At 73.6% G+C, this 26,120-nt stretch carries 27 protein-coding genes; 10 read left to right on the top strand and 17 right to left on the bottom strand.

Features of this window, described 5'->3' with window-relative positions:
• Position 1: 1 nt before the first annotated feature.
• From FB476_RS03235 to FB476_RS03275, 9 genes are read right to left on the bottom strand one after another with little or no spacing between them, the layout of a single operon-like run.
• Positions 2–922: a type II secretion system F family protein gene (locus FB476_RS03235; RefSeq protein ID WP_141817506.1), complete on the bottom strand. Its 921-nt coding sequence runs from the start codon at positions 920–922 to the stop codon at positions 2–4.
• Positions 922–2,268 (bottom strand): TadA family conjugal transfer-associated ATPase, encoded by a 1,347-nt coding sequence (locus FB476_RS03240; protein ID WP_238329528.1) that lies wholly within the window; start codon positions 2,266–2,268, stop codon positions 922–924. Before FB476_RS03240 ends, FB476_RS03235 begins: the two co-directional genes overlap by 1 nt.
• Positions 2,265–2,597: a hypothetical protein gene (locus tag FB476_RS03245; protein WP_141817507.1), complete on the bottom strand. Its 333-nt coding sequence runs from the start codon at positions 2,595–2,597 to the stop codon at positions 2,265–2,267. The genes FB476_RS03240 and FB476_RS03245 overlap by 4 nt, the downstream gene beginning before the upstream one ends.
• A complete protein-coding gene (locus FB476_RS03250) occupies positions 2,594–4,171 on the bottom strand; it encodes a CpaE/TadZ family protein (protein ID WP_141817508.1) in 1,578 nt (525 codons plus the stop codon). Before FB476_RS03250 ends, FB476_RS03245 begins: the two co-directional genes overlap by 4 nt.
• Entirely contained in the window at positions 4,168–4,896 is a 729-nt protein-coding gene (gene cpaB / locus FB476_RS03255; RefSeq protein ID WP_141817509.1) for a Flp pilus assembly protein CpaB, read from the bottom strand. The genes FB476_RS03250 and cpaB overlap by 4 nt, the downstream gene beginning before the upstream one ends.
• Complete coding sequence (locus FB476_RS03260) at positions 4,893–5,777, bottom strand: zinc ribbon domain-containing protein (RefSeq protein WP_141817510.1); 885 nt, start codon at positions 5,775–5,777, stop codon at positions 4,893–4,895. Before FB476_RS03260 ends, cpaB begins: the two co-directional genes overlap by 4 nt.
• Positions 5,778–5,823: 46 nt before the next feature.
• Complete coding sequence (locus FB476_RS03265; protein WP_141817511.1) at positions 5,824–6,219, bottom strand: hypothetical protein; 396 nt, start codon at positions 6,217–6,219, stop codon at positions 5,824–5,826.
• Positions 6,209–6,697 carry a hypothetical protein gene (locus FB476_RS03270; protein WP_141817512.1) on the bottom strand — a complete coding sequence of 163 codons (489 nt, stop codon included), beginning with the start codon at positions 6,695–6,697 and terminating at the stop codon, positions 6,209–6,211. Before FB476_RS03270 ends, FB476_RS03265 begins: the two co-directional genes overlap by 11 nt.
• Positions 6,697–7,911 carry a hypothetical protein gene (locus FB476_RS03275; RefSeq protein ID WP_141817513.1) on the bottom strand — a complete coding sequence of 405 codons (1,215 nt, stop codon included), beginning with the start codon at positions 7,909–7,911 and terminating at the stop codon, positions 6,697–6,699. The genes FB476_RS03270 and FB476_RS03275 overlap by 1 nt, the downstream gene beginning before the upstream one ends.
• A gap of 185 nt (positions 7,912–8,096) precedes the next feature.
• On the opposite strand from FB476_RS03275, the gene FB476_RS17090 reads away from it, so the two are divergent.
• Genes FB476_RS17090 through FB476_RS03295 form a run of 4 tightly spaced genes read left to right on the top strand, consistent with a single transcriptional unit; the run spans position 8,097 to position 11,138 of the window.
• Positions 8,097–9,461 (top strand): hypothetical protein, encoded by a 1,365-nt coding sequence (locus FB476_RS17090; protein WP_141817514.1) that lies wholly within the window; start codon positions 8,097–8,099, stop codon positions 9,459–9,461.
• Positions 9,458–10,102: a hypothetical protein gene (locus FB476_RS03285; protein WP_141817515.1), complete on the top strand. Its 645-nt coding sequence runs from the start codon at positions 9,458–9,460 to the stop codon at positions 10,100–10,102. The genes FB476_RS17090 and FB476_RS03285 overlap by 4 nt, the downstream gene beginning before the upstream one ends.
• Positions 10,099–10,776: a prepilin peptidase gene (locus FB476_RS03290; protein WP_141817516.1), complete on the top strand. Its 678-nt coding sequence runs from the start codon at positions 10,099–10,101 to the stop codon at positions 10,774–10,776. Before FB476_RS03285 ends, FB476_RS03290 begins: the two co-directional genes overlap by 4 nt.
• Entirely contained in the window at positions 10,773–11,138 is a 366-nt protein-coding gene (locus FB476_RS03295) for a DUF192 domain-containing protein (RefSeq protein ID WP_202876885.1), read from the top strand. The genes FB476_RS03290 and FB476_RS03295 overlap by 4 nt, the downstream gene beginning before the upstream one ends.
• On the opposite strand, the gene FB476_RS03300 is transcribed toward FB476_RS03295, so the two are convergent.
• Positions 11,135–11,770 carry a hypothetical protein gene (locus FB476_RS03300; RefSeq protein ID WP_141817517.1) on the bottom strand — a complete coding sequence of 212 codons (636 nt, stop codon included), beginning with the start codon at positions 11,768–11,770 and terminating at the stop codon, positions 11,135–11,137. The two genes, FB476_RS03295 and FB476_RS03300, sit on opposite strands and share 4 nt — an antisense overlap.
• Entirely contained in the window at positions 11,767–12,819 is a 1,053-nt protein-coding gene (locus tag FB476_RS03305) for an OmpA family protein (protein WP_141817518.1), read from the bottom strand. Before FB476_RS03305 ends, FB476_RS03300 begins: the two co-directional genes overlap by 4 nt.
• A 76-nt stretch (positions 12,820–12,895) precedes the next feature.
• On the opposite strand from FB476_RS03305, the gene FB476_RS03310 reads away from it, so the two are divergent.
• On the top strand, positions 12,896–13,312 hold the full coding sequence (locus tag FB476_RS03310) for a DUF3592 domain-containing protein (protein ID WP_141817519.1): 417 nt from the start codon (positions 12,896–12,898) through the stop codon (positions 13,310–13,312).
• A gap of 90 nt (positions 13,313–13,402) precedes the next feature.
• On the opposite strand, the gene FB476_RS03315 is transcribed toward FB476_RS03310, so the two are convergent.
• The 6 genes from FB476_RS03315 to FB476_RS03340 all read right to left on the bottom strand — a co-directional run bounded on the left by FB476_RS03315 (position 13,403) and on the right by FB476_RS03340 (position 20,792).
• Complete coding sequence (locus FB476_RS03315) at positions 13,403–15,370, bottom strand: FAD/NAD(P)-binding protein (protein WP_141817520.1); 1,968 nt, start codon at positions 15,368–15,370, stop codon at positions 13,403–13,405.
• On the bottom strand, positions 15,367–16,227 hold the full coding sequence (locus FB476_RS03320) for an ABC transporter ATP-binding protein (RefSeq protein ID WP_141817521.1): 861 nt from the start codon (positions 16,225–16,227) through the stop codon (positions 15,367–15,369). The genes FB476_RS03315 and FB476_RS03320 overlap by 4 nt, the downstream gene beginning before the upstream one ends.
• Positions 16,224–17,324: a FecCD family ABC transporter permease gene (locus FB476_RS03325; RefSeq protein WP_141817522.1), complete on the bottom strand. Its 1,101-nt coding sequence runs from the start codon at positions 17,322–17,324 to the stop codon at positions 16,224–16,226. Before FB476_RS03325 ends, FB476_RS03320 begins: the two co-directional genes overlap by 4 nt.
• Positions 17,321–18,379, bottom strand: a complete 1,059-nt coding sequence (locus FB476_RS03330) for an ABC transporter substrate-binding protein (RefSeq protein ID WP_141817523.1) — start codon at positions 18,377–18,379, stop codon at positions 17,321–17,323. Before FB476_RS03330 ends, FB476_RS03325 begins: the two co-directional genes overlap by 4 nt.
• 129 nt (positions 18,380–18,508) lie before the next feature.
• On the bottom strand, positions 18,509–19,681 hold the full coding sequence (locus FB476_RS03335) for a peroxidase-related enzyme (RefSeq protein WP_238329529.1): 1,173 nt from the start codon (positions 19,679–19,681) through the stop codon (positions 18,509–18,511).
• A gap of 85 nt (positions 19,682–19,766) precedes the next feature.
• Entirely contained in the window at positions 19,767–20,792 is a 1,026-nt protein-coding gene (locus FB476_RS03340) for a LacI family DNA-binding transcriptional regulator (RefSeq protein ID WP_170233508.1), read from the bottom strand.
• 135 nt (positions 20,793–20,927) lie between these two features.
• Here FB476_RS03340 and FB476_RS03345 point away from each other — a divergent pair, with 135 nt between their 5' ends.
• From FB476_RS03345 to FB476_RS03365, 5 genes are all read left to right on the top strand, one after another.
• Positions 20,928–22,184 (top strand): M20 family metallo-hydrolase, encoded by a 1,257-nt coding sequence (locus tag FB476_RS03345; protein WP_141817526.1) that lies wholly within the window; start codon positions 20,928–20,930, stop codon positions 22,182–22,184.
• Positions 22,181–23,266, top strand: a complete 1,086-nt coding sequence (locus FB476_RS03350; protein ID WP_141817527.1) for a C45 family autoproteolytic acyltransferase/hydrolase — start codon at positions 22,181–22,183, stop codon at positions 23,264–23,266. Before FB476_RS03345 ends, FB476_RS03350 begins: the two co-directional genes overlap by 4 nt.
• A gap of 77 nt (positions 23,267–23,343) precedes the next feature.
• Positions 23,344–24,069, top strand: coding sequence for a DUF5058 family protein (locus FB476_RS03355; protein ID WP_141817528.1), 726 nt, complete (start codon positions 23,344–23,346; stop codon positions 24,067–24,069).
• A 14-nt stretch (positions 24,070–24,083) separates the two neighbouring features.
• Positions 24,084–24,827 carry a hypothetical protein gene (locus tag FB476_RS03360; RefSeq protein WP_141817529.1) on the top strand — a complete coding sequence of 248 codons (744 nt, stop codon included), beginning with the start codon at positions 24,084–24,086 and terminating at the stop codon, positions 24,825–24,827.
• Positions 24,828–24,864: 37 nt separating this feature from the next.
• Positions 24,865–26,091, top strand: a complete 1,227-nt coding sequence (locus FB476_RS03365) for an amidohydrolase (RefSeq protein WP_141817530.1) — start codon at positions 24,865–24,867, stop codon at positions 26,089–26,091.
• The last annotated feature ends 29 nt before the right edge of the window (positions 26,092–26,120 follow it).

Genomic DNA, 26,120 nt, shown 5'->3' on the forward strand with positions numbered 1-26,120 from the left:
GTCACAGGTCCAACCTCGTGATCCGGCGGATGAGGTAGAAGCCCAGCGCCATGAGCAGGCCGCCGACGACGAGCGCGGCCTGGCCGACGATGTGCTGCGTCATGCGCTCGATGGTCCCCGGCATGATCAGGTTGAGGATGAGGAGCAGGCCGACGCCCATCGCCATGATGGCGTAGCCGGTGGCGACGGCCTGGGTGATGACCGAGCGGACCTCGCGCTTGGTCTCCTTGCGGTCGTCGAGCATGTAGGAGATGTCGCGCAGCGCCGCGACGAGCGAGCCGCCGGACCGGGAGGCGATGACCAGCGTGCTCATGAGCACCTTGACCTCGCGGGAGGGCAGCCGCTCCTCGACCTGGAGCATGGCCTCCTCGAGGGAGGCGCCGAAGCGGACGGCGGTGTTGATGCGACCGATCTCGCTGCGGGCCGGCTCGCCCATCTCCCGCTCCGCGACGGCCCACGCGGTGCGGATCGACAGGCCGGCGTTGGTGGCGTTGGACAGCACCCGGGCGAGGTCGGGGATCTGGTCGACGAAGCGGTCGCGGTAGCGGTTGCGCTGCCGCTTGATCCACCAGCGGACGGCGAACCAGCCGGCGAGCAGACCCAGCACCGCGAAGATCGGGGCGACGTAGGTCCACAGCAGCCACGGCACCACCAGGCTGAGCCCGATGGCGACCATCATCACGGTGCCGACCGGGTAGTTGAGGCCCGCGGTGCTCAGCTCGCGCTTGAGCCGACGACCGATGGAGGTGTTCTGGAGGCGGTGCTCGATGTCCTTCCACAGCCCGGCACCCGTCGGGCCGTGCGAGGCCAGCACCTGGCGGCCGACCTGGGACTGCGCCCGGGCGTTGCTGAGGAAGGCCTGGACGGCCCCCAGCCCGAGCAGCAGGGACAGCACGACCCCGCCGAAGATCGCCAGGACCATCAGCCGACCGGGGGCTCGGGGGCGGAGGCGAACTCGACGGGCGCCTGCTCGCCCCGGGACTTCAGCCGGGTGTGCAGGGTGTCCGAGAGCTGGTAGCGGACGAAGCCGTGCTCCTCGCTGAGGTCGTCCCAGGCCATGATCGGCCGCAGGATGAAGTCCTCGCGGCGGCGCGAGACGACCTGGGCCACCTCGGTGATGCGCCGCTGACCGTCGGCGGACCGGGTCAGCTGCACGACGATGTCGACCGCCGAGTTGACCTGGTCGCGCAGGGCCGAGAAGGGCACCTCGACGTCGCTCATCGTCGCCAGGGTCTCCAGGCGGGAGAGGGCGTCGTCGGCGGTGTTGGCGTGGACCGTCGCCAGCGAGCCCTCGTGGCCGGTGTTCATGGCCTGGAGCATGTCGAGCGCCTCGCCGCCGCGGACCTCACCGACGATGATGCGGTCGGGCCGCATACGCAGGGAGTTGCGGACCAGGTCGCGGATGGTGACCTGGCCCTTGCCGTCGACGTTGGGGGGCCGGGTCTCCAGGCGCACCACGTGCTCCTGGGAGAGCGAGAGCTCGGCGGCGTCCTCGATGGTGACGATGCGCTCCCGCTCGGGGATGAACGCGCTCAGCGCGTTGAGCATCGTCGTCTTTCCCGAGGCCGTGCCGCCGGAGACGATGATGTTGAGCCGGGCCCGCACGCAGGAGGCGAGCAGGTCGGCGGTCGGCCGGTCGAGCGTGCCGCGGTTGAGCAGCTCGGACATGCCGTAGGCCTTGGGGAAGAGCCGGATGGTCACCGTAGGCCCGTTGAGGGCCAGGGGCGGCAGGATGACGTTGACACGGGCGCCCCGGGGGAGCCGCTCGTCGGCGGGCAGCCGGGCGTCCACCATCGGGCTCGACTCGTCGACGCGACGGTTGACCGTCGAGACGATGCGGTCGATGGTCTGCAGCAGCTGCGCCTCGGAGGTGAAGCCGGAGCTGATCTGCTCGACCTTGCCGAAGCGCTCGATGTAGACGGTGTCGTGCCCGTTGATCATCACCTCGCTGACGCTCTCGTCGCCGAGGAGCGGCTCGAGCACGCCGAGCCCGACGGCCTCGTTGATGACCGTGGTCACCAGGGCGGTGCGCTCGCGGTTGGCGAGGATGATGCCCTCGCGGGAGATGAGGTGGGTCAGGATGCGCTCGAGACGCAGCTTGCGCTGGTCGTTGTCGAGGAGCGCCAGCTCCTGCAGGTCGACCTCGTCGAGGAGGAGCTGCTTGAAGCGGCGGACCTGCGAGGCCTCGCCCGCGGTCACCGTGCTGTCGGCCCCGGCGGCGACGGAGCCGACCTGCCGTCCGAAGTTGGATCCGAAGCTGCGGCTCACGGGACGTACGCCGCCTTCGTCGCGACCGGGCCGTCGAGCCACGGGATGACCGTGGGGGCCCGCAGGGACACCTCCACGCCGTCGGGGTGGGTCCGGATCATGACGACGTCCAGTCCGCCCGGGGTCGAGCGCTCCGCGGCCGCGCTCGGCGACTGCCCGAGCGACATGGCCCGGGCGGCGTCCCACGCCACCCGTCCAGCCGCCTGGCCGGCGTAGATGGCGCTGAACAGGTGCAGGCACAGGGCCATGACGATCACGACGAGGGTGGTCACGGCGAGCACCTCGAGGGAGGCCTGGCCGCGCTCGCGCCGGGGGAGGAGGGTGCTCACCCGCGCGGCTCCTTCGTGACGCCGCGGCTCACGTCGACCGGTGCGGTGGACGTGCCGGAGCCGACGGGGGCGATCTTGATGCGCACCTCGACCTGCCCCCCGGCGGTCTCGACCTTCATGTTGCCGTGGACGCCGGAGGGCACGGCCTCGCGCGCGGCCTGGACGACCTTGCTGCTCGGGCTCCCGAGGCTGGCCTCCCGGGCCGCGGCGTTGGCGGCGTGACCGGCCCAGACGAAGCTCAGGCCCATCCCGACCAGCTGCCAGAGCAGGAGCATGATCGCGACGGTGACGGGCAGGACGCCGACGGTCTCGAGCGAGACCTGGCCGGACTCCGCCCCGGCGGCCGCCGGCGTGCCGACCGGCTCCTTCCGGGCCCGGCGGCCGAGCGCCATACGGCGTGACGAGGCGGCGGGCTCGGCCGGTGCCGGCACGACGCCCGTCTCCGTGACCATGGCGTCGAGCGCCTTCCACCAGGCTTTGGGGGCGTTGTGCGAGGGCGTGCGGGTGTTGACCGCGCTCTCCAGCCCGCGCCCGAGCTCGGGGACGAGCACTTCCAGGCGGCGACCCAGGACGAGGCGGTCGATGGTGCTCTGCTGGATCTCGGAGTCGCGGGAGTAGCGGTTGACGAGCACCGCGAGGTCGCCCGACCCGCGCACGCCCAGCTCCATCCAGGCCTGCGACTGGCGCCGGGCGGCACGCAGCGACGGCACGTCGGTGGTGACGACCTGCACGACGTGGTCGGACATCTCGACCGCGGCCGCCTGCGCGGGCGTGACGTTGCTGCCCGCGTCGACGAGCACGACGTCGTACATCTGCCGCAGCTGGGAGAGGATCGAGCGGATCGCCGTGGCGGTCACCACGTCGGCGTCGCGGACGTCGATCGGGGCGGGCAGGATGTGCAGCCCGCTCTCGTGCACGGCCACCGTGTCGCGGACCACGCGGTCGGTGATGTCGTCGGCGATCTTGGCCAGGTCGACGATCGAGACCCGGTAGCTGAGGTCGACGTAGCTGGGGATGTCGCCCTTCTCCAGGTCGAGGTCCACCAGGCAGACCTGCTTGGCGCGGTCCTGCTGGGCCAGGCGCCAGGCGGTGTGCACGGTGAGGATGGTCGTGCCGACCCCGCCCTTGCTGCCGGCGAAGGTGACGACGCCGCCCTGGACCTCGGTGTGCTGGCTGCCCCCGCTGAGCACCTCCTGCATCCGCTCGCCCCACTCGGAGGCGCGCACCAGGGCGTCGTTGACCTCGGCGAGGACGAACGGGTAGGCGAGCACGCCCCGGGCCCCGACCTCGAGCGCGAGGGCGAGCGAGTCGTCGTCGCCGGCACGGGTGGCCAGCAGGACGGGCAGCGCGGGCCGGCGCACCGAGAGGTCGTGGGTGACCCGGGAGATCGGGCCCGGCGGCAGGTGGCGGTCGATGACCAGCACGTCCGGGTTGTGGTTGAGGACGGCGGGGACCAGCTCCTGCGTGCTCTCCGACACGTGGACGATCTCGAAGTCCTCGAGGGCCTCGATCCGCGAGAGCAGGTCGGTGGTCAGTGTCTGGTCGGCGATGCCGAGGACGAGACGCTTCTTCACGGCCGGAACCCCTCTTCGATGATGGCCTCGCCACCGAGCTCCTCGGCGTCGAACTGGTTGACCTCGCCCTCACGGTCCTGCGTCGTCCCGGCCGGAAGACCGATGAGGCGGACCTGCTCGGCGAAGGTGCTGGCGTAGGTGACGGCCAGCGCGTCCTGGGGGACGAGCGCGAGCGTGACGGGGACGACGTCCTGGATGGCGCCCGTCTCGCGCTGCTCGACCTGCTGGGTGCCGCCGACGCTGACGACCCGGACGTTGCGGACGAGGATCCGCGACTGGTTGGCCAGCCCGGGCACGTCGGAGAAGACGGAGTAGACGTCGACCCGGTCGCCCGGGCGGACCCGGCCGGCGATGCCGGTCACGGCGTCGACGTTGATGGCGACCTCGCGCTCGTTGGGGTTGAGGTCGCTCGGCGGCACCAGGATGTCCATCGTGACCCGGGAGCCGGCCGAGAGCGGCACCGCGATCGTGCGCCCCTCGATGTCCTGGACGGTGAGGCGGGAGGCCTCGTCGGTCCACTGCGCGGGCACCGACACCGCCTCGACGCGGTCGGCCGTCAGCTGGGAGAAGGCGTTGAGGTCCTCGGTCGCCTGGTAGACGGTGACCATGGGCCCCACCCGGCGGTTGACGCTGTCCACGTAGGAGGCGACCCCGAAGAAGACGGCGATGGCCAGCCCCACGGACAGGACCATCAGCAGCACGCCTCGACGTTGGCGGGGGTTCATGCGTGGTCTCCTTGGGCGGTCAGCTGGGGCACCGGACCCCGGGGCGTCGGGGCCTCGCCCCACTGGGCGTGGCAGAACGGGCAGTAGTCGAGGACGGTGCTGCCGCAGCTGTCGCAGCGGCGCAGCGCGTCGTCCGGCTCGGGGAGGGGGTCGTCGACGGCCCAGCGGGGAGCCGCGAACTCGAAGCTGCGCTGGCGGCCCACGAGCACCTTGGTGCCGGGGGGCACGTCCCGGTCGCGCAGCTGCTCGCGGACCCCGACGGTGCGCAGGGCCTGCCCGGGGGTCTCGGCGATCTCGCCGCTGAGGTAGACGGCCCGGGCGCCGGAGAGGCGCTGGGACCACAGCTCGGCGCCAGCGCGGTCCACCGCGACGGGGCCGGCACCGGAGGCGACGTAGCCGTCCTTGGCCCACGTGGACCGGACGACGTCCCACCAGGAGACCCGGGCGCCGTTCAGCCGGCCGGGGCGGCGCACCCACGCGCCGCTCTCGGTCAGGCGCAGCAACCGGTCGACCTCGCGGGCGGCACGGCCCGGCTCCAGGTCGAGGGCGTTGACGTGCTCGGCGACGAGGGCGCTCGCCAGCGGCAGCCGGTCGGTGACGAGGACGGCGTAGTGGCGGGTCGCGTCGTGCGCCCTCAGCAGCGTCGCGAGGCGGCGCATGGCGGGCAGCCACGAGGGCCGGCACACGAAGAGCGTGTGGGTGGCGTCGGCGGGGAAACGGGGACCGGTAGCATCCTCGACGACCGGTCCGGAGCCGGCGGCGACCGCGGCCTCGGAGGTCGCCGGAGCGACGAGGCGGTCCAGCATGGTGACCGCGTCGTCGGTGACCGACGGCACGTCCCACAGCGGATCCGCGCCGCACACGACTGCGACGAAGTTCACGGATTCCCTCCCATTTCCCTCCGGCAACGTACGGGGCTGTTCGACCTCAAGCAAGTTCACCCACCATCGACGAGCGCCGCGGGCGGGACCGCCGCGCGACGAGGATCGCGACCACGGCCAGGGTCGGTCCGAGCAGCCACGGGGCGGTCGCGAGGACCGTCTCGAGGGCGCTCGCACCCCGGCTGACCACGAGGTATGCGGTGACCGCGGCGAGCAGGACGGGCAGCGGCAGGAAGCGCCGCAGCAGCCGTCCCGGCTCGGCGTCCAGGCTCCGGCCGACCCAGGCCGTCGCGGCCGTCGCGGCGGCGGTCGTCACGGTCGTCGCGCCGGCGACGGCCACGACGTCCTGGGCGCCGCTCGAGAGGATCGTCGCGGCGAGCAGGCGCCCGAGCGCCCACAGGACCGCGCCGTGCAGGACGGCGGTGAGCAGGTCACGCCTCACGACGCACCTCCATCGACGCGAGGAAGGAACGACGCAGCGACGGGCTCCAGCCCTCCGATCCGGTGACCAGGCACACGGCCGTGGCGCCGGCGAGGGTCGCGGCCAGCGCGACCCCGGTGCGGACCGGCTCGGTGGTGCTCCGGATCGACCAGACGCGGTAGGCGTCCGCCCCGGCGACGCCCTGCGGGGGCGTGCCGGTCACGGACCAGGGCACGATGCCGGTGGCCTCGGGACGCACGGCCGCGGTGAGCGCGAGCTCCGGGGTGGGGGCGGCGGTGCGACCGCGGATGAGGATCTGCATACCCTGCTCGCCCTCGGCCGCCCAGTCCCAGCCGTCGGGCGTGGTGCTCGGGGCGGCCCCGGTGGGCAGCACGAAGGTGAGCAGGCCGACACGCAGCCGCTGGTCGGTCGTCGCGGCGGAGGTCGTGGTGAGTGCGGCGGCGGCGGTGAGCAGCAGCGACCGGCGGGAGACCTGCATCAGCACTGCACCCCCACCGCGGTCCGGTCGCCGCCCGAGGGCTGGGCGCGCACGAGCGTGGTCTCCGAGCGCGTCCCCGGCAGCTCGCCGTAGGGGCGGCGGTCGAGGAACATCTGCGTGCGCACCACGTCGACGTAGCTCTCCGGGTCGGTGCCGGTGCGCAGCTCGCTCGCGACGGTGCCTGCGGCAGCCACGAGCCGGTCCAGCTCGCTCGAGCCGGTCTGGTCGCCGGCGGCGAGGAAGTCGAGGTCGAGGCGGGCGCCCTGCTCGGTGGCGAGCCAGGCCTCGAACGCCTTGTGGTCGCCGTCCGCGAGCGGGAGGTAGAGGTGGAGGGTGCGGACGCCGTCGCCCTCGGCCCAGGCCCAGGTGCCGACGAGCTCGGTCGCCCGGCCCAGCTCGTTGCGGCCCCAGCGCAGGACGCCGGCGGCCTCGGAGCCGTCCGGGGCGGTGCCCGCGGAGTCGACGGTCGTGTAGGTGATCGACGCACGCGTGTCGTCGAGGAGGTAGGCGGTGTCGCCGGTGAGGCGCACCGTGCCCGGCGCGCCGTCGGCGGGGCGCCCGGAGCTCTGCGCGGACTCCTCGAGCGTGCCCACGGCCGCCCAGGCGCTGGGGGTGAGGACGGCCTCGGTCCGACGCCGTGCGTCCTCCGGCAGCAGGGCCGCGACCGCCGAGACCTGCTGGTCGAGCAGCGCGTGCCGCTGCTGGAGGGCCGCGACGAACTCGCGCTCGCCCTCGCCGTCGGGGAAGGTCCACTGTGCCTGCTGCGGCAGCTGCACCCCGGGGAGCAGGACGGTGGTCGGCCACTCGGCGGCCGACCAGGCCTCGCTCGCGCCGGCCTCCGGCAGCTCGGGCACCGCGACGACGCGGATGGTGCCGTCGCGGCCCACCCAGCGCTCGAGCTCGCCGCCGCCGGGGAAGCGGATGCGCTGGCGCTCCACGGTGGGGACCATGCGCTCGGTCACCTGGTCGACCTCGCACAGCGGCACGGCACGCAGGTCGGGGGCGGGCGGCTCGTAGAGACGGGCGACGCAGTCGGTGACGCCCAGGCTGACGACGCGGCAGCCGCCGGCGATCGCGGCCTGCTGCCAGCCCGAGGGCAGCAGCGTGACCCCGGCGACCACGGCGAGCGAGGCCGCCATGACGGTCACGGCGCGGTCGGATCGAGCCCGCCAGCGCTGGCGTCGGCGCACCCGGTCGATATCGCGCACGGTCATGGTTCCCCTCCTCTCTGCCGTCCTGCTGGGTCCCCCTGCATGCCCAGACTATGGGCGGTTCACGCCCATTCCCGTGGGCCTGCAATGGGCCCCTGGGCCCAACCTGGGCGGCCGTAGGGTCGCTGTGGGGTCCCGCCGCCGGCGCGGACGAGCAGTGCTGGAGCAGTGGTGGGGAGGAGCGAACGGTGAGGACGCACGGTCGCGAGGCAGGCCAGTCGACGCTCGACTATCTCGGCGTCATCATCGTCGGGGTCGTGGTCGTGCTGGGCCTCGTGCTCACGCCCGCCGGCCCGGCGATCAAGGGCACGATGGACCAGGCCGTGTGCGCCGTCACCACCAAGGGTGACTTCGGCGGCGGCGACTGCGTCGCCGGCGGCGAGTCGGGCGACCAGGGGGGCGACGGCGAGGACGGGCCCGACTACGAGCCCGACTCGTGCACCGTCTCGACCGCGAACACCACGCGCAAGGTCGAGGCCAGCATCGTCATCATCGACCTCGGTGGTGAGAGCGGCGTCTCGATCGCGGAGATCCGCCACGCCGACGGCACCGTGGAGTACCGCGTCACCAACGAGCGCAAGGGGGAGGGCGGCGTCGGCGTCGGCATCGGTGCCGGCGGCAAGGGCAAGGGCGGCGGGGACGGTGACGACCCGGGCGCGGCCGCCAAGGCCGACCTCGGCATCAAGGGCAGCTACACCGACGGCAACACCTACAAGGTCGACACCCTCGAGGAGGCCCGCGCGCTGCAGGACAGGCTCCTCAACAACCCGTGGGCGGACGTGGGGGAGCCGGCCGCCGAGACGGTGACGTGGGGCGGGGAGTTCAACGGTTCCGTCGACCTCGGTCTGGGCACCGGCAGCGGTGGGCCGGGCGGACCCGGCGACGACGAGGGCGGGACCAACCTCGGAGGCGGCTTCGGACTGTCGGGCTCGCACAGCTACGCCACCACGACCGACTACAACACCGGCGAGACGACCTACGTCACCTCCTGGAGCGGCACCATGTCGGCCAACGCCGACGCCGCGGAGGGCCTCAACTACAGCGGCAGCTGGACGGGCACCACGAGCATGGCGATCGTGCGCGACGCCAACGGCCAGATCGTGCGGATCGATCTCGTCACCAAGACCGCGGCCGGGTCGACGCTCAAGATCGCCGAGAAGCCCGCGGCCATCACCGGAAAGCCCGGGATGGACAGCGTGCGCACCATCCGGCTCCCCGTCACCGACGCCAACCGCGGCGTGGTCGACCAGTGGCTGGGCAGCACCGACAACTACGCCGGCTTCACCCCGCTGAGCACGATGTTCTGGAACCCGACCGAGGCCAGCACCGACCCGATGCAGAACCTCGTCTTCAACCAGGCCCAGGTCTCCCAGGTCGACATGCAGACCGGGACGACCGGCTGGGAGGTCGGTGGCGAGGTCAAGTGGGGCATCAAGCTCGGCGGCAAGATCAAGTACTCCGAGTCGACCGGCGAGGTCGTCGAGGCCGTATACGCTGGCGAGCCGGCCGACGGCCGTCGCCCCTGGATGAACATGGAGGTGTGCTTCCCGTGAGCACCGCTGCACGACTCGCCCTGGCGCCGGCCGCGCTGACCCTGACCCTGGTGCTCGCCGCCTGCGGCCCGGAGTCCGAGATCTCGGACGCCCCGCAGACGACCGGAGCCGATGCTGGAGGCACGATGACCGAGGGCCCGACCGAGAGCCGGGTGCAGGACCTGCCCACGGCCACCGAGGCCCCGGACAGCAGCGAGCGCGGGGTGACCGGACGGGCGCAGGTCGAGGTCCCCGAGGGCTGGACCGAGCGCCGCTTCGACGACGCCTTCTCGCTGCGCTACCTCGCCGGGGAGGGCGCCCGCGACCCGATGCTCGCGATCGCCGGCGACTACGGCAGCTTCTACGGCGCCCGCGCCGCGGTCAGCACCCTCATCGCCCAGATCCAGGTCGGCACGCCCGGCTTCACGATCCACTCCCAGGAAGACATCGAGGTCGAGGGCGCCACCTCGGCCGTCCGCGTGGACTTCTCCTTCGGCACGCCCGAGGACGAGGACGGCGTCTTCGACGCCATGTGGGTCGTGGCCGTGGACAACACCACCGGTGACACGATCGCGGTGGCCTACTCGGGCGGTGACGACCAGGTCGAGGACAAGGACCTCGACCGGGTGGCCGACTCCCTCCGCATGCTGCCCGCGCCGTGACCCACGGCAGCTGGGACCCGTCGACCGCCGTCGTGATCGGCGTCGCCGCCGTGGCGGCGGTCGTCGCCGGGGTGGTCGGTGAGATCCTGCGGCGACGCCTGGCCGCACGCCGCTACCGCTATCCCCACGAGCGCGACCTGCCCGCCCCGCGGCACGGGTGGCTGCCCTTCGCGCTCCCGGTCGCCTGGGCCGCGCTGGTCTGGGCGCACCTCGAGCGGCCGCTGGTGCTCGCCGTCCTGCTGGGCGCGACCGTGCCGCTGCTCGTGCTCGCGGCCATCGACCAGGACGTCCACCGCCTGCCCGACCGGCTCCAGAAGCCGTTCTACCCGCTGCTGGCCCTCGCCCTGCTCCTGCCGGCGGTCGTCGAGCAGGACTGGGCCTCCTACGGCCGCGCCCTCGCCGGGGCGGCCATCGGACTGGTCGTCTACTACGCGCTCGTCCTCGCCGGCCAGGGCGGCCTGGGCCTGGGCGACGCCAAGCTGGCCGGCATCCTCGGCATGCTCTGCGCGTGGTTCGGCTGGCGGGCGCTGGCCTTCGGGCTGGTGGCCGGGTTCTTCGTCGGCGCCGCCTTCGGCCTGGTCCTCGTGCTGCGGGGACGGGCGACCCGCAAGGACTTCATACCCCTCGGGCCGTCGCTCATCGTCGGGGCGCTCGGCGTGCTGGTCCTGTCGTGACCGGCCGGACCTTCGGGCCGGGCGCCGACCGCCTGCTGGTGGACGGCCGCGAGGTGGCCCCGGTCCACGTGGCCACCACCCACCGCGAGAAGGGCCGGGGTCTGCTCGGCACCGACGCGGTCGAGGGCGCCCTCTGGCTGGAGGGCGCCTCCAGCGTGCACATGATGGGCATGCGCTACCCCATCGACGTCGCCGTGCTCGACGGCTCGGGCACGGTGCTGCACGTCGCCACCCTCCGTCCGTGGGTGGGCGCGACGCGTCCCCGTCTCGCCGGTCGCGTGGTCGTGGAGATGGCCGCGGGGTCGTGCCGGAGGTGGGGCATCGCCCCGGGCGGTCGGCTCGAGGTCGTCCCTGCGGGCTAGCCGGCCGACATCGGACGGCTGCGGGCGAGGCCGGGCACGTCCACGACCATCGACCGGAAGCCTGCCTCGGGACGCACGTAGTGGGCGCTGAGCCGCACCCCCTCGACGGGCAGCACGTCCGGGAGCGAGGAGCACATGCAGCGCTGGTCGGCGTCCTCGGTCGAGACGTCGGCACGGTAGACCGTGGGCAGGATGCGCCGGTCGGTCGACTCGTCCACGAGCGCCACGTCGGCGATGGTCCGGGTGCCCTCGCCCAGCTCCCCGCTCAGTCCGCCGTCCAGGTTGCCGAGGTCGACGGGCTCGTCGCCGGCGGGGCGGAGCTGGAGGTGCAGGACGAAGGAGTGCTCGGTCTGGGTGATCGACCGGACCTCGACGACCACCTCGCCGTCGGTGTCGCGCAGCGAGCCCGACAGCTCGTCGATGGGGGTGCGCGGGGGCTCGGCCAGCTGGCGCTCGATCTCCCGGGCGGTGTCGTCGTAGAGGGCCGCCTCCAGGGCCTGCTCCGCCGTGGGCACGGCGGTGGCCTCGGCGGTCGGGCCCTGGGGTGCGACGACGGGTACGTCGTTGGAGGGCGTGCACGCGGTGAGACCCACGGCGGCCGCCGCCACGACCGCCCCCGCCAGCGCCTTCATCGGTCGCCCCCCGCTGTCTCGTAGCTGATGGTGACGCGCCGGTTCTTGGCACGCCCCTCCTCGGTGTCGTTGGTCGCGATCGGCTCGTCCCAGCCGCGGCCCTCGACGTCGACGTGCAGGTCCTCGCCCAGCGCGGCGCGCATGGCGTCCGCCACCGTCCGGGCGCGGGCGACCGACAGCGTCTGGTTGTGCTCCGCCGTGCCCTGGCCGTCGGTGTGACCGACCACCTCGATCCGGCCCAGCTCACCCGCGGCCTCGATCTCGGCGATGGCGGACTCCAGGACCTGCTGCGCCTGCGCCGACAGGTCGGACCGGTCGAAGGCGAAGAGCACGTCGGCGTCGAAGCGCACGAGCCGATCGGCCCCGGTGCCCTCCGTGGTGACCGACCCGTCGCCGGCGCCGGCGCGGCCGACGAGGTCGAGGGGGTCGCGGACCGCGACCTGCTCGACCCGCTCCTCCGAGGGCACGGCCGGCCACCCGCGACCCAGGACGACGCTGGCGCGGTCGCGCTGCTGGCCCGCCGGCAGGATGTTGGACACCGGCACGCCCGCGACGATCGTCCCCCGGCCGTCGACGTCCACGTCGATCGCCGTGGTGTCGGCGGGGATCCGGGGGAAGGCGGTGTACATCACCTGGAAGGTGTAGGGGTCCTGCGACGGGTCGAGGTCGTCCGCCTCGGTGCACAGGCAGCCTGCGTCGTCGCGCAGCGGGAGCAGGACGTCGAGGCTTCGGGGATCGGCGAGCACCCCGCCGACGAGGTCGACGTCCTCGTGCTCGAAAACGGTGCGCAGGTCGGCGCCGGAGTCCTTCGCGGCCCGCAGCGACCAGTAGAGGACGGTGGCGTCGTCGGTGCGGTAGGCGCCATGGATCGCACCCTCGTAGTGGGCGACCCCTCGGCCGTCATCGACCGGGATGGTGATCTCGAAGACATCCGCGATCGGGATGCGGTCGGCCGCCTCCACGGGTCCGAGGGCACCGAGCAGCAGGAGCGCCGTCGCGGCACCGGCCACCGTCGCGGGTCGCGCGACCCGTCGTTCCCACCCCGTCACCCGCCCCATGCTAGGGGAGGACGGCGCCCGCCCGGGCAGGTAGGCTCGGCCGCCGAACCGGAGGAAGGGAGGGGCGATGCTCCCGTACGTCCTGATGGGGATCGGCCCCGTGGTGCTCGTCGTCGGCCTGCTGCTCATGCGGAGCGCCGACGCAGCCAGCTCCTCGCAGGAGGTCGTGGAGGGGACCCTCGTGCGGTGGGAGCACCGTCACGTCGGGTCGAGCACCAACCTCGGGTCCCTGGGGTCGCTGCCCGTCGTGCGCTTCCGCACCACCGACGGGCGGGAGGTCGAGGGGAAGCCCCGTCGCGCCGCCGACCGGGGGATCTACCGCACCGGCCACCGGGTCCAGGTGCGCTACGACCGGGCCGACCCCACCTCCTTCCTCGTGCGGCAGGGCTGGCTCGACCGCCCCTACGCCTTCGTCGTGCTGGTCGGCGCCGGGCTGACCCTGCTCTCGGTCGTCCTGCCCGTCGTCTTCTCCGCGCTCGGCTGAGCCCGGCCCGCGCGCACGGCATACCCGCCGGGAACGTCGGGCGCACCCGCTCCCGCGCTGCGGAAACGGGGGCGCCGACGGGGAGTTGGCTCAGCCGACCCTGACCTTCTCGGACCGGAAGTTCTGGCCCGCCCCCACCAGCGCCGTTGCCCGCTCGGCCGCTCGGCGCCGGCTGCGCGCCACCACCTGCTTGGCGGCCACGTCGGCCCCCGCCAGCAGAGGCGACGGCACACCGGGGCTGGCCCCGATCGCGCTGCCCGGCTGGGTGCTCTGCGCGGGGATCCCGAGCACCACCACGGCCTCGTCGACCGTGCCGTCCGCCGCGACGAGGTTGTGACCGACCGTCACCGCCTCGTCGAGCTCGGCGCCGGTCGCCTCCAGGCTCGCGGTGGCCGCCCCGTCCACCCGGTGGATGCGCGCCCGACCGCTGTCGAGCAGGCTGCGCAGCAGCGGGTCGTCGGTGTCGGGCACCTTGCCCTTGGACATCCGCGTCTCGAGCAGCACCCGGGAGACGGCGCTGCGGCCCGTGACCGACGACCACGCGCGGAAGACCCGCCGCTCGGGATGGACGGCCACGGTGAAGCCCGGCCCGAGGAGGTCGATCACGCCCGCCTCGACCAGCGCAAGCACCTGGCGGACCCGGTGCGACGGTGGGCCGGAGGCCAGGAAGAGCCCGTCGCCGTCGAACCAGCCGTGCACGTCGCGCACGAGCGAGGTCCCGCTGAACGCTCCGCGGACCCCCGCCCGGCCGACGTGGCCCCGCAGCGCCCCCATCGCGGCGTTGACCGCGGCCCGGGGGTGGACGGCGGCCTCGCTCATCGAGCCCAGCTCGTCGTCGACGAGACGGCGGACCAGCGTGGCCCACTCCTGCTCGTCCACGACCCGGCCGCCCGTCGGGCGGCGGAGGTGGTCGACCTGCCAGGTCCAGCGGGGGTCGAGGATCGCGTCCGCGAGCACCTGCTCGACCGCGGCCAGGTCCTCGGCCTCGTCCAGTGCCGCGAGCCAGCCCGGGCGCACCGCGCCCACGGCATACCCCTCCAGGGCCTCGAGGTAGGCCCGTGCGAGCTCGGCGGCGACGGTCGGCCAGACGTCGGTGGCGAAGTCGAGGCCGCCGTGCGCGGTCAGGCCGGCGAACCACTCGGGCGTCGCCCAGCGCGGCTCGAAGGTCCGCACCGGCCGTCCGCCGTCGGGCTTGCTGCGGTAGGGGAGACCGCGCCGGGAGCCCACGACGAGACGCGGCTCCGCTCCGCCGCGCACGTAGGTCAGGCGACCGTGCGGGTCGCCGGGGACCGGCTCGAAGTGCCCGCCCCACTCGTCCACCAGCTGGCCGACGACGTCGAAGAAGGTCGCCCCCAGGCCGCGCACCAGGACGTCCTCGCCCGCGGGCAGGCCGGTGAAGTCGCGCTCGGCGGGCATGCCGGGTTCGACGTAGCGCAGCCCGAGCCGCTCGGCCTCCGCGACGAGGCCGGCCACCTCGGCGGAGCGCCGCGCCTGCACCATGCCCTGCGCGAGGACCACGGTGGGGGCTGCCAGCCGGTCGCCTCCCTCGAGGAGCACGAGGAGGTCGCCCGTCCCGAGCTCGTCGCCGTCGACCACCTCGTGCTGCAGGTCGACGACGCGCCCCAGCACCGGCGTCACCCGGACCCGGCCGGAGCGGACGGCGGCGTCGAGCTGGTCGCGGAAGTAGACGCCCTGCAGCCGGCGCGTGGGGAAGTCGTCCGGGCGCAGCTCGGTGGCCTCCTGCACCACCCAGTCCGCGAACGGGTGCTCCCCGGCGGCGGCGACCTCGGCGGCCCACGCCACGAGGTCGGGGCCGGGGGCGGGCGGGCCGCTCATGCGGGTCGAGTCGTCGGGGTGCACCGTGGTCGCCCGTGCCTGCGTGTTGTTGAGGTAGGCCGCGGGCTGGGAGGTCAGCCAGGTCGCCCCCGCCCCGACCTCGAGCGCGTCCACGACCGCGAGGTGCAGCGGGGCGTCCCCGCTGCGGGCCGCGGTCCGCAGCACCGTCGCCACGCCCCGCGGGCCGCCCCCGACGACGACGGCGTCGAAGCGCGCCGTCATCGGCGGGCCCCCACCGGCTCCTGGGCGGCGTCGAAGGCGACGTGGCCCTCGGAGAGAGGGGGGAGCTGCTTGCCCGTCAGGGTGAAGCCGTGCTCGTCGGTGCGCGGACGGACCTCGACGTAGCCCTCACGCAGGTGCACCTCGACGTCGACCTCGTAGACCTGCCGCAGGACCTCGGCGTCGAGCGCCTCCTGCGGGGTGCCGTCGGTGAGGATGTGCCCGCCGTGCAGCACGACCACCTGGTCGCAGTAGCGGGCGGCGTGGTTGAGGTCGTGGATCGCGATGAGGGCGCTGATGCCCTCCTCGCGGGTGATCCGACGCACCAGCTGGAGCGTCTCGATCTGGTAGCGCAGGTCCAGCGCGCTGGTCGGCTCGTCGAGCAGCAGCACCCGCGTCTCCTGGGCCAGCGCGCGGGCGATGAGGGCGCGCTGGGCCTGGCCGCCGGAGAGCTCGGACATGTTGCGGTCGGCGAGGTCGCCCAGGCCCATCCGGTCGATCGCCGAGTCGACGATCGACCAGTCCCGGGAGGTGGGCGCGAGCCCGAAGTGCGGCGTGCGGCCGAGCACGACCGCCTCCCGCACCGTGAGGTCGAAGGGCGCGTCGCCGTGCTGCGGCACGTAGCCGACGACCTTGGCCAGGGCGCGACGGCCGAGGCCGACGGTGTCGGTGCCGTCGACGAGGATCGTCCCCGAGGCGGGCCGGTGGACGCCGGCCACGGCCTTGACGAGGGTCGACTTGCCGGACCCGTTGGGCCCGAGCAGGGCGCAGAAGGCCCCGGACGCCACCTCGAAGGTGACGTCGTCGAGGATCTGCCGCTTGCCGTAGCGGAACGTGAGGTCGGTGACTGACAGGCTCACTTCAGCGAGTTCTTCCTGGTGAGGATGAGGTAGACGAACATCGGGCCGCCGATGAAGGCGACGACGATCCCGACGGGGACGACGGCGGGGGCGATGACCGTGCGGCCCACGGCGTCGGCGACGAGGAGCAGGAGCCCGCCGCTCAGCGCGGCGAAGGGCAGCAGGTGACGGTGGTCGGCGCCGATGACGAGCCGGGCGATGTGCGGCCCGACGAGCCCGACGAAGCCGATGATCCCGCAGAAGCTGACGACGACGGCGGCGAGCACGACGGCCAGGCCGATGAGGCCGACCCGCAGCACCCCGACGTTGACGCCGAAGGACCGGGCGGCGTCGTCACCGGCGAAGGCGACGGCGTTGAGGTCCTTGGCGAACCACAGCGTCAGCGGCAGGGCGACCAGGACGACCGCCCCGACGATGCGGACGTCGGACCAGGTGGCGTCGTTGACCGAGCCGAAGGTCCAGCGCACGATCGCCTGGAGGGTGTTCTCGTTGGCGGTGAACTGCAGCGCCGAGGTGAGCGCCTCGAAGATCTGCGTGAGCGCGATGCCCATGAGCAGCAGCGTCGCGACGGCCATCCGGCGGACCGAGGCCAGCGCCAGGACGAGCGCCGAGACGGTCAGCGACGACACGAGCGCACCCGCGATCGTCGCCCACGGCGGCAGCGAGTTGCTGCCGGAGAGGGTGATGACCAGCGCGGCGCCGAAGGCCGCGGCCGGGGAGACGCCGAGGGTGAACGGGCTGACGAGCGGGTTGCGCAGCAGCCCCTGCATGAGCACGCCGGCCACCGACAGCCCGGCGCCGGCCGCGAAGGCCAGCAGCACGCGCGGCAGCCGCAGCTCGGTGATGACCGCGTAGGACTGGGCGAAGTCGGCGGCGAGGGTGCCACCGAAGATCCGGAGGCGGATGGCCTCGACCACGTCGGCGAAGCCGATGCCGACCGTGCCGACGGTCACCGAGACGACGAGGGCGAGGGCGGAGACGAGGACCCCGGCCAGCAGCACGAGCAGCTTGCCGGTCTCGCGCCGGGCGGCCCGCGCCGGCGCCGCCTGCGGCGCGGGAGCCGGCGGCGTCGGGCGGACGGTGGTCGGGGCGCTCACCGGGCCGGGCCCCGCACGTAGTCGTCGGCCGAGGAGAGGTCGGTGTCCTGGAACTCGGTCACCCAGCGCTCGAGGTAGGCGTCGGGGGCGACGCCCTCGAGCTCCTCCGGGTGCAGCCAGGAGGCGAGGTAGAGGGCGCCGATGGCCTTGCCCAGCGCGCTGGTGGCCCAGCCGTTGACGACGATGACGCGCCCCTCGGTGACGGCGTCCAGCTTGCCCCAGCCCGGGCGGGCGGCGATCTCGTCGGCCACGGTCTCGAGGTCGCCGGTCGGCTCGGCGCTCGGCGGCAGCTCGTGCCAGATGTAGTCCGGTGCCCGCAGCACGACCTCGGCCGGGTCGACGTCGAGCTCCTCCTGGGCGTCGCCGCCGCTGGCGTCGTCGAAGACGTTGCGGCCGCCGGCCGCCACGATCATGTCGTGGAAGCCCGAGCCGGGCAGCGCGGTGACGTAGGGGCCGTCGGCCTCGAGGTAGACGGAGACGGGCTCGACGTCGGCGAGGCGATCCTCGAGCACGCCGGCGATCTCGTCCTGGAAGGCGATGACCTGCTCGGCGCCCTCCTCCTGGCCGAAGACCTCGCCGAGGAGGCTGACGGTCTCCGGGACCTTCGCCGCGTCCCAGGCGGTGGCGACGACGACCGGGATGCCGAAGCTGCTCAGCTGCTCGGTCGCCTCCTGCCACACGGCGTTGCGCGGGAGCACGACGACGTCGGGGTCGAGGTCGGCGATCGCCTCGTAGTTGAGCTGGTCGAGGCCCTCGGCGATGACGTCGTCCTCGGAGACCGGCAGGTAGGGCAGGCGGTCGATCGAGGCGCGGTCGACGCCGACCACGGTGTCGCCGGCGCCGATGGCGCGGACGAACTCGTTGCCGTAGCTGTTGAGGACGACGGCCCGCTCGACGGGACCCTCGATGGTGACCTCGCGGCCCTGGTCGTCGGTGACGGTGATGGTCTCGCTCTCGCCCGCACCGGCCTCGGTGGTGACCTCGCCGCAGGCGGTGAGGGCGGTCAGGGCGACGACGGGCAGGGCGATCAGGGAGAGGCGGCGTGCAGTGCTCATGGTGGTCCTTCGGTGCGGTGCGGAAGGTGGGGGAGGGCTCGGGACGGAGACGGGTGGTGCCGCGAGGGATCGCGACATCGCGGTGGGGCGATCACGCGCCGGGGCGCGTCGCCGGACGGGGCGGGTGGCTCAGGCGGCGGACGGGGCCGGACAGGCGGCCTCGCCGAGGCTGAGCATCAGCCGGTTGGCCCAGGCGAAGAAGGCGGTGGCGGTGGCCAGGTCGACGACCTCGAGGTCCTCGAGCCCGGCCTGGCGCATTCGCGCGACGTCGGACGGGCCGAAGGTCGGTCGCAGGGCGGAGAGGCGCGCGGCGGCGTCGACGACGGTGGCCCAGCGGGGGTCGTGCGCGACGCTCTCGGCGAGCGGCGCCAGGTCGGTGGCGACCCAGTCGGCGTCGCGGGGGAGCCGGACGGCCAGCACCGCGTCGACGTCCTCGCCGCGCTTGCTGAAGCCGGTGCTCTTGCGGGCGTGGACGGACGCGCAGTAGATGCAGTCGTTGACCTTGCTCGCGACGGCGGCGGCGAGCTCGCGCTCGGCCCGCGGCAGGCCGTCGCGGCGCAGGAAGATCGCGTTGTCGAGGTCGCTGCGCGCGCGGGTGACGCCGGGCGTGCGCGACAGGAGGCGGAAGTAGACGCTGTTGGTCGTCGCCTTGCGGGCGAAGCTCTCGCGCTGCTCGTCGGTCAGCTCGTCCTCGGCCGGGGCGGGGACCCAGGGCTCCCAGGCCAGCACCTCCTGGGTGAACTCCAGGGGGCGGGCGGACCCGCTGCGGGTCGTGGGGGTGGTGAGCTTGGTCCGGCCACGCGAGGTGGGCACGCGGCCGGGCGCCGGGACGGCGGGGACCTCCTCGCCCTCGAGGGCGGCGAGCGTGACCAGCACCCGGGCCAGGTAGCTCTCGTAGGCCACGAGCTGGCTCACGAGCACGACCTCGTCGGGGGTGGCGCCGGCGGCGATCAGCGCCTCCTGGTCGGCGTGGGTCGCGAGGGCGGGGGAGACGGTCAGCAGGTCGACGTGGCGACGCAGCGCGGCGAGCTTGGCGTCCGTGGGCTCGGCGTCGGCGAGCAGGCTCTCGTCCGCACCGGCCGCGACGTGGTGGTCGTGCAGCGGGCCGATGCCCTGCCAGGCGGCGACCACCGCGGCGAGCCCGCGCAGCACCGGGGCGCCCAACGGCTGCGGGCGGTCGTAGAGGGCCTCCATCGCGGCACGCGTCTCGGTCAGCACCTCGGGATCGACGGGCAGGCCGGTCGCGGCGTCGGCGTCGAGGAGGCGGGCCAGGAGAGCGGGAGCGGTGGAGGTGGCGGTCACGAATCCATACTCTGCCATTAGTCATTCAATAAGGACAAGTTGGGTATGGCGTGCGCCCTTCGGTCCCGCTCCGGGCCCCGTCCGCTCAGCCGGCCCCGGTCGAGGCCCGGACGACCAGTCGGGGAGCCAGGCGCGCCGGCTCGGGCGAGCCGCCCCCGAGGAGCTCGAGCAGCATCCGCGTCGCCAGCTGGCCCACCTCCAGGATGCGGGAGTCGACGGTGGTCAGCGGGACCGGGAGGGCCGCCGCCAGGTCGAGGTCGTTGTAGCCGACCAGGGCCACGTCGTCGGGGACGGAACGGCCGGCGTCCCGCAGGGTCCCGAGGACGCCGAGGGCCACGTTGTCGCTGCCGGCGAAGATCGCGGTGACGTCCGGGACCGCCTCGAGCACGCGCTCGGTCGCCGCGGCACCGGACCGGACGTCGAAGAGGCACGGGACGACCGCCTCCGGCCGCACCTCCACGCCGGCCTCCTCGCACGCCGCGAGGAAGCCGACCGTGCGCTCGTGCCCGGTGCTCGCCCGGGTGTCGCCGGCCACGACCCCGAACCGGCGGTGGCCCAGGGCGAGCAGGTGCTCCGCGACCAGCCGGCCGCCGGCCAGGTCGTCGGTGCCGACGCACAGCCGGTCCGGCACGCAGCGCAGCGCCAGCACGTGCGGGACGCCAGTGGCCTCGAGCTGGTCGGCGATGTGGGAGTGGAGGAGCGAGTCGGCCACGACGGCGCCGTCGACCCGGCGCTGCAGCATGAGGTCCAGGCGCTTCTCGCGCAGGTCGGCCCGGTCGAGGGTGTTGGCGACGACGGTGGTGTAGCCGGCCTCGATGGCGCGCTCGTCCACGCCCTCGTGGAGCAGCGCCAGCACCGGGTCCGCCAGCCGGGGGACGAGCATGCCGAGCACGCGGGTGCGGCCGGTCCGCAGGGCCCGGGCGGTGAGGTTGGAGCGGTAGCCCCGCTCCTCGGCGAGCCGCCGGACCGCCTCCATCGTGGCGGTCGACACCCCCGCCGGGGCGTCGGAGAGGGCGCGCGACACCGTGGAGACGTGCACCCCCAGCTCGGCGGCGAGCGACGTCAGGGTCGCTGCACGGGTTCTGGCCGGGGCGGCTCCGTCGCTGTCCACATCACGATTGTGCTGGAACCGTTGACGGGAACGCAAACGTTCGCGTAGTTTTCGCAAACGTTCGCGTTGACCTCGCGTCCACCCGTCCGCCCGCCCCACGTCCCGTTCCACCCCGTCGCAGAGAAGCGAGCCTGCATGAGCCGACCCTTCACGCAGCCGACCGTCGTCGCCGACCGGCTCGACGCCGGCCTGCGCGCGCTGGCCGGTCTCGTGGAGCCCGGTCGTCCCGGCTGGACACGGACCGCGCTCGGGGAGGTCGACCGGGACGCGCGCGAGCTGGTGCGCCGCTGGATGGCCGACGCGGGCATGGAGACCCGCGTGGACGGGGCCGGCAACGTCGTGGGCCGCCTCCGCGGCACCGGCTCCGGGCGCACGATCATGCTGGGCTCCCACACCGACACCGTGGTGGGAGGTGGCCGCTTCGACGGCACTGTCGGCGTCGTCGGCGCGCTCGAGGTGGTCCGGGCCCTCCGCGAGTCGGGCCGTCGCCTGGAGCACGACCTCGTGGTGGTCGACTTCTTCGACGAGGAGCCCAACGAGTTCGGGCTCAGCTGCGTCGGCTCCCGCGCGATGGTCGGCGAGCTGACCCGCGAGCACCTCGAGATGCACGACGAGGAGGGCCGCACCCTCGCCGACGCGCTCGCCCGCGTCGGCGTCGACCCCGGTGCCGCGCTGACCGCCCGCGCCGACCTCTCCGACGTCGACGTCTTCGTCGAGCTGCACATCGAGCAGGGTCCCTACCTCGAGCAGCAGGGCGCCTCGATCGGGCTGGTCGAGTCGATCACGGGCATCTCGCGCTTCCGCGCCCTCTTCTCCGGCCGGGCCGACCACGCCGGCACCACCCCGATGGACGTCCGCCGCGACGCCGGGTGCGCCGCCGCCGGGACGGTCCTGGCCGTCGAGCGCATCGCGGGCGAGGGCGCGCTGACCAAGGGCACGAGCGGCGCGGTGACCTTCACGCCCGCCGCCGTCAACGTCGTCACAGCGACCGCCGAGTTCCGCGGCGAGTTCCGCGGCCCGGAGGCCGAGTGGCTGCGGCACGCCCAGGACCGGTTGACCGCCGCGGCCCAGGAGGAGGGCGAGCGCCGGCAGGTCGGCGTCGACGTCGAGTGGCTCCCGCTTCAGGAGCCGGCGCCGATGGCCCCCGGCGTGCTCGGCACGCTGACCGGCGTGGTCGACGCCCTGGGCCTGAGCGCCTCCCGGCTCTTCAGCGGCGCCGAGCACGACGCCGCCGTCCTCGCCCGGTCCGTCCCCACCGGCATGCTCTTCGTGCCCTCACGCGACGGCCGCAGCCACTGCCCGGAGGAGTGGACCGACCTCGACGACATCGCCGCCGGGGTCACCGCCCTGCTCCACTCCGTCCTCGCCCTCGACGAAGGAGGCGTCCGATGACCGCCCCCCACCTGGTCCCGGTCCGCGCCGCGCGCATCTCCGGTGACGACCACGCCGACCGCGGCCGCGCTCGCGGCCAGCTCCTGGCGGACGGCATCCGCGCCACCGTCGACGGCTACGCCCGGCTCTTCGCCGAGCTCGGGATCCCCGAGGACGTGCAGCTGGCGGCGTCCGCAGCCTCGCTGGACGCCCTGCGGGCGTGGGATCCCGACCAGCACCGCGAGGTCGCCGGCGTGGCCCAGGGGGCGGGCCTGGAGCTCGTCGACCTCGGCCGGACCCTGGCACGCACCGAGATCCTCACCCGGGCCACGGTCCGGCCGGGGGAGTGCTCGACCGTCGTGCACCGCGCGCCGGGCGCCACGCTCTCGGTCCAGACCTGGGACTGGTACGCCCAGTTCACCGGTTGCTGGCACGCCCAGCGGGTCGAGGCGCTCGACCGCGAGCTGGCGCACGCCGGCTTCGCCGAGTACGGCATGACCGGCAAGATCGGTCTCAACGCCGCCGGTGTGGGCGTGCACCTCAACATCCTGCGCCACCGCGACGACGACGCGGGCGGGGTGCCGGTGCACGCGGTGCTGGCCCGGGTGCTGACGCACGCGCGCAGCGTCGAGGAGGCGGTCGAGATCGTCCGTTCCGCCCCGACCAGCTCGTCCTCGGTGCTCACCCTCGTCGACCCCGACCGCGCCGTCATGGCCGAGATCGCGGCCGGTCGCGTCAGCACCCTCGAGCAGGAGGGCTGGGGCACCCACACCAACCACTTCCTCGCCGAGGACCTGCAGGACGGGGCGATGCTCCTCGACCCCGCCTCGGACAGCCTGGACCGTCTCGCCTGGCTGGACGCGCACGTCGGGGGCGAGGCGCCCACCGACGCCGACGACCTGCTGCCGGTGATGTGCTCGCCGCTCGGCCGGAAGGGCGTGGCGCTGCTGCCCGACCCGACCCTGCCCGAGCGCGAGCGCACCGCGACCCTCGTGACCGTCCGCCTCGACCCTGCCCGGCGGCAGGTCGCTCTCAGCCCCGGCGTGCCCCAGCACGCCGAGGACGCCACGGTCCGCTACCGGCTCGCGCCCCAGACCCCCTGACCCCCCTGAACCCCGTCCACCACACGGCCTCCGGGCCACCGTCCCCCCTAGGGAGCCTCCATGAAGCAGGTCCTCTCGTGATCCTCGCCCAGGGCACGTCGACCGACATCGTGTCCATCGCCAACGCCCCGCTGCTGTGGATCCTGGCGCTCGCCGTCCTCGGCGTGATCGTCCTGCAGTCGGCCGTCTACATGAAGGCCGTGCGCAAGAACGCGGCCGGCGCAGACATGACCCAGCGCGAGGTCTTCCAGGCCTTCCGCGCCGGCGGCGTCGCCGCGATCGGCCCGTCGCTGGCCGTCGTGCTCGTCGCGATCGCGCTGCTGCCCCTCTTCGGCACCCCGTCGATCCTCGTGCGCATCGGCCTCATCGGCTCGGCGGCGACCGAGACGGCCTCCGCGTCGATCGCGGCCGGCACCGTGGGCGCCAACCTCGGCGACTCGACCTACACGCAGAGCGTCTTCCTCATCGCGCTCTTCGCGATGAGCCTCTCCGGCGCGTGCTGGATGATCTCGACGCTCATCCTCACCCCGATCCTGGCCCGCGGCCAGGACAAGCTGACCAAGGTCAACCCGGCCCTCATGGCGATCGTCCCCTCGGCCGCCCTCCTCGCCGCCTTCTCCGGCCTGACGGTCACCGAGTTCCCGAAGTCCGCGATCCACATCCTCGCCGTCCTCGTCTCCGCGACGATCATGGCCATCTGCCTGTTCGTCGCGCGTCGTCTGGACCAGGCGTGGCTGCGGGAGTGGGCGCTCGGCTTCTCCATCATCGGCGGCCTGATCGCCACCTACATCGCGACGAACTGAAGCGAGGACCGGACATGAGCACCTACACCCCCGAGCAGGACGCGCTCTTCGCCGCGTACACCCGCACCACCAACAACTGGGGCCGGATCACCCTCTTCGCCGGCTTCCTCATCGCCACCTCGGTGCCCTTCATCGTGCTGGCGACCACGGACCTGGGCATCACCATGGGCCAGGTCATTACGGCCTTCATCGCGGTGGCGGCCGTCTACGGCGCCTTCTACGTGGTGGAGCCGCTGACCTACTTCCCGATCCTCGGCCCGGCCGGCATGTACCAGGCCTTCCTCATCGGCAACATCGCCAACAAGCTCGTGCCCTCGGCGATCGTCGCCCAGTCGACCATCGACGCCAAGCCCGGCACCCGCAAGGCGGCCTACGCCGCCACCGCCGCGATCTCCGGTGCGGCCGTCGTGCACGTCTTCTCGCTGCTGCTGCTCGTCGGCATCCTCGGGACCTGGATCGTCTCGATCATGCCGGAGTCGGTCACCGAGGTCGCGCGGCTCTACATCCTGCCGTCGATCCTCGGCGGCGTCGTCGTCCAGCTGGTCGCCACGCTCAAGCAGGCTCGGTCCACGGTCATCGCGATCGTCGTCGCCCTAGTCGTGGTCTTCCTCGTCGTGCCCAACACCCCCAAGCTGGTGTCGTCCTTCGCGATCGCGCTGTGCGTGATCCTCACGGTCGCGATCTCGTGGTTCACCCGCCACATCGGCTCCGGGTCGTCCTCGGACGAGGAGCAGACCGAGGGCTCCCTCATCAACTGACCCACCCCGGCCGCACCTACCGTTCGGAAAGGACATCATGGCCCTGCACCCCACCCTCGTCGAGGACCTCGACGCCTCCCTCGACCAGCTGGTCGAGCTCTACCAGGAGTTCCACCGCACCCCCGAGCTGTCGATGCAGGAGCACAACACCGCTGCCCGCATCAAGGAGATCGTCGAGGGCTACGGCTACACCGCCTTCCTCAGCGGCGGCACCGGCGTGGTGGCGACGCTGGAGAACGGCGACGGCCCGGTCATCGCCTACCGCGCCGACACCGACGGCCTGCCCATCCAGGAGGACACCGGGGCGCCCTACGCCTCCACCGCCGAGGGCACGCTGCCGGACGGCACCCGCACCGCGGTGATGCACGGCTGCGGCCACGACACCCACATCTCGGTCGGGCTCGAGACCGCCCGGCTGCTGGCCGCGCACCGCGACCTGTGGGCCGGCACCGTCGTCTTCCTCTTCCAGCCGGGCGAGGAGACCTCGGCCGGCGCCGCCGCGATGCTCGAGGACGGCCTGTGGGACAAGGCGCCCCGCCCGTCGGCCGTCTTCGGCCAGCACGTCTGGCCGGGCGTGGCCGGCACGGTCAACGTCTCGGTCGGCACCGCGATGGCGATGGCGGACTCCCTGGAGATCACCGTCCACGGCAAGCAGGCCCACGGCTCCCAGCCGGAGAACTCCATCGACCCGGTCGTGCTGGGCGCCTTCATGGTGACCCGCCTGCAGACGGTCGTCTCCCGCGAGACCTCCGCGCGCGACGCCCTGGTGCTGACGATCGCGACCTTCCACGCCGGGCTGAAGGAGAACATCATCCCGGACAAGGCGGTCTTCACGATCAACATGCGGTCCTTCGACGAGGGCGTGCGCGCGAACGCGCTGGCCGCGATCGAGCGGATCGTGCGTGCCGAGGCGGCCGCCGCGGGCGCCCCGGAGCCGGAGATCCGCAAGATGTACGACTTCCCGCGCGTCTACAACGAGCCCGACCTCACGCGGGGGCTGATCGCCGCGCTGCGCGACGAGCTCGGCGAGGAGGGCGTCATCGAGTCGCCCGCGGTCACCGGGTCCGAGGACTTCGGTCGCTTCGGCGACGCCATCGGCGCGCCGTACACCTACTGGTTCTTCGGCGGCCACAAGGCCGAGTCGATCGAGGCCGGCGTCGCGGGCAACCACTCCCCGATGTTCCTGCCCGACGACGCCCCGACCGCGCTGCGCACCGGGGTCCGCGCCGCGCTGACCGCGCTCGTCGGCCACCTGCAGAACTGACCCAGCACCACCGCATACCCGAAGGAACC

Origin of the sequence: Ornithinimicrobium humiphilum, from assembly GCF_006716885.1 — a bacterium.
GTDB classification, from domain to species: domain Bacteria; phylum Actinomycetota; class Actinomycetes; order Actinomycetales; family Dermatophilaceae; genus Ornithinicoccus; species Ornithinicoccus humiphilus.

Coding starts and splice junctions, on each gene's coding strand:
- FB476_RS03235 (WP_141817506.1), bottom strand. CDS start 922: ATGGTCCTGGCGATCTTCGGCGGGGTCGTGCTGTCCCTGCTGCTCGGG.
- cpaB (WP_141817509.1), bottom strand. CDS start 4,896: ATGAACCCCCGCCAACGTCGAGGCGTGCTGCTGATGGTCCTGTCCGTG.
- FB476_RS03270 (WP_141817512.1), bottom strand. CDS start 6,697: ATGCAGGTCTCCCGCCGGTCGCTGCTGCTCACCGCCGCCGCCGCACTC.
- FB476_RS03275 (WP_141817513.1), bottom strand. CDS start 7,911: ATGACCGTGCGCGATATCGACCGGGTGCGCCGACGCCAGCGCTGGCGG.
- FB476_RS03300 (WP_141817517.1), bottom strand. CDS start 11,770: ATGAAGGCGCTGGCGGGGGCGGTCGTGGCGGCGGCCGCCGTGGGTCTC.
- FB476_RS03310 (WP_141817519.1), top strand. CDS start 12,896: ATGCTCCCGTACGTCCTGATGGGGATCGGCCCCGTGGTGCTCGTCGTC.
- FB476_RS03315 (WP_141817520.1), bottom strand. CDS start 15,370: ATGACGGCGCGCTTCGACGCCGTCGTCGTCGGGGGCGGCCCGCGGGGC.
- FB476_RS03330 (WP_141817523.1), bottom strand. CDS start 18,379: ATGAGCACTGCACGCCGCCTCTCCCTGATCGCCCTGCCCGTCGTCGCC.
- FB476_RS03345 (WP_141817526.1), top strand. CDS start 20,928: ATGAGCCGACCCTTCACGCAGCCGACCGTCGTCGCCGACCGGCTCGAC.
- FB476_RS03350 (WP_141817527.1), top strand. CDS start 22,181: ATGACCGCCCCCCACCTGGTCCCGGTCCGCGCCGCGCGCATCTCCGGT.
- FB476_RS03360 (WP_141817529.1), top strand. CDS start 24,084: ATGAGCACCTACACCCCCGAGCAGGACGCGCTCTTCGCCGCGTACACC.
- FB476_RS03365 (WP_141817530.1), top strand. CDS start 24,865: ATGGCCCTGCACCCCACCCTCGTCGAGGACCTCGACGCCTCCCTCGAC.